This window comes from Spirosoma jeollabukense, assembly GCF_054777855.1.
In genome coordinates this window covers 1-2,129 of sequence record NZ_BAAHAD010000046.1, presented here as the reverse complement: position 1 = coordinate 2,129, position 2,129 = coordinate 1, and the positions used below count along the sequence as shown (strand labels likewise).

The window sequence follows — 2,129 nt, the reverse complement described above, 5'->3', positions numbered from 1 at the left end:
CTATAATAAATTTAATTATATCTTTAATTGTATATATATTATTTGATTCTAATACTAATCAATTTCAATTTGTGCAAGAACATTATAATTTAAGTTTTTTTGATATTTATTTAGGAGTAGATGGTATATCTATATATTTTGTATTATTAACTACAATAATAATGCCAATAGCTATATTATCTAATTGAAATTCAATAACAGAAAATATAAAATCCTACTTAATAATAATGTTATTATTAGAAACATTATTATTAGCGATTTTTTTAGTTTTAGATATATTATTGTTTTATGTTTTTTTTGAAAGTACATTACCCCCTTTATTTTTATTGATAGGTTTATTTGGATCTAGTAATAAAGTTAGAGCTAGTTTTTATATATTTTTATATACATTGTGAGGATCTTTGTTTTTATTACTATGTATACTAGCTATGTCTTCAATTATGGGTACTACAGATTTTGATGCATTATTTAAAACTAATTTTGATTATATTACACAACTATTTTTATTCGGAGGAATATTTTTATCATTTGCAGTTAAAACTCCTACAATTTTTTTAAATAACTGATTACTAAAAGCTCACGTTGAATCTCCTTTAGGTGGAAGTATAATACTAGCTGCTATAGTTTTTAAAACTAGTTTATACGGTATTTGTAGATTAATTTTACCTATATTACCTAAAGCATCTATTAATTTTACATATATTGTTTATGTAATAGGAGTTATTACTATAATTTATGCTAGTTTCAGTACATTAAGAACTACAGACGTTAAAGAATTAATAGCTTATAGTTCTGTATCTCATGCTGCAGTTTATTTAATAGGAGTATTTAGTAATACAATACAAGGTATAGAAGGAAGTATAATTTTAGGGTTAGCTCATGGATTTGTTTCAAGTGGTCTATTTATATGTGCAGGAGGTATATTGTACGATAGATCTGGAACTAGATCTATTTATTTTTATAAAGGTATAGCTCAAATTATGCCTTTATTTTCTATATTATTTTTCATATTATCTTTAGGTAATTGTGGTGTTCCTTTAACTTTAAATTTCGTAGGTGAATTTATGTCTCTTTATGGAGTATTTGAAAGATTACCATTATTAGGGGTATTTGCTAGTTTATCTATTATATTTTCAGCTGCTTATACAATGTATATGTTTAATAGAATAGCTTTTGGAGGTACATTTAGTAAATTTTTCCTAGAAAATATAGTTGATATTACAAAAAGAGAATTTTTCTTACTTTTTATTTTAGTATTATTTACTGTAATTTTCGGTATATATCCTTCTTTTATATTAGATGGTCTACATTATTCTGTAACAAACTTAATTTATTATTCATAAGATTTTCAATTAAATAATTAAGATTAATATTTAAATATTTAATTAAAAAAAAAAATAACAATGCCACAATTAGTACCTTTTTATTTTTTAAATGAAGTAGTATTTACTTTTACTATAATTACAATCATTTTATATCTATCATCTAAATATATATTACCTAGATTCGTACGTTTATTTTTATCACGTACATTTATATCAAAACTTTTTGATAATAAATAATTATAATATAATTGTATTTAACAAGGATTTTTCAAGACATATTATATAGCTTAGAGGATTATGAATACTTTAAGCAGTAATAATTTTAATACAATAAATTTAGAAATACTTAGTCCATTAACTCAATTTGAAATAAGAGATTTATTAAGTATAGATGCTCCTTTATTAGGAAATTTACATATTTCTTTAACAAACATAGGATTTTATTTAACAATAGGTGGTTTTATAATATTAGCTTTAAATTTATTAAGTACAAATTATAATAAATTAATAAGTAATAATTGATCTATTAGTCAAGAAGCTTTGTATGCTACTATTCATAGTATAGTAACAAATCAAATTAATCCTAAAAAAGGTCAAATATATTTTCCTTTTATTTATACATTATTTATCTTTATATTAATAAATAATTTAATAGGAATGGTACCTTATAGTTTTGCTTCAACAAGTCATTTTATTTTAACATTTTCTTTAAGTTTCACTATAGTTTTAGGTGCAACAATTTTAGGGTTCTTAAACCATGGTTTAAAATTCTTTTCTTTATTAGTACCCGCTGGTTGTCCTTTA

Annotated in this window: 3 protein-coding genes and 1 pseudogene; all 4 read left to right on the top strand. The window is 22.0% G+C overall.

The window, feature by feature from the left end; genetic code table 11:
* Nucleotides 1-188, top strand: a 188-nt coding sequence (locus tag ACYVEA_RS34360) for a hypothetical protein (RefSeq protein ID WP_461117894.1), incomplete at its 5' end; no start/stop codon positions are given.
* A gap of 39 nt (nt 189-227) precedes the next feature.
* Nucleotides 228-1,343, top strand: a pseudogene (locus tag ACYVEA_RS34355) (complex I subunit 4 family protein).
* Between the two features lie 279 nt (nt 1,344-1,622).
* Entirely contained in the window at nt 1,623-1,847 is a 225-nt protein-coding gene (locus ACYVEA_RS34350; RefSeq protein ID WP_461117893.1) for a hypothetical protein, read from the top strand.
* Nucleotides 1,848-1,865: 18 nt separating this feature from the next.
* Nucleotides 1,866-2,129, top strand: a 264-nt coding sequence (locus ACYVEA_RS34345; protein WP_461117892.1) for a F0F1 ATP synthase subunit A, incomplete at its 3' end; no start/stop codon positions are given.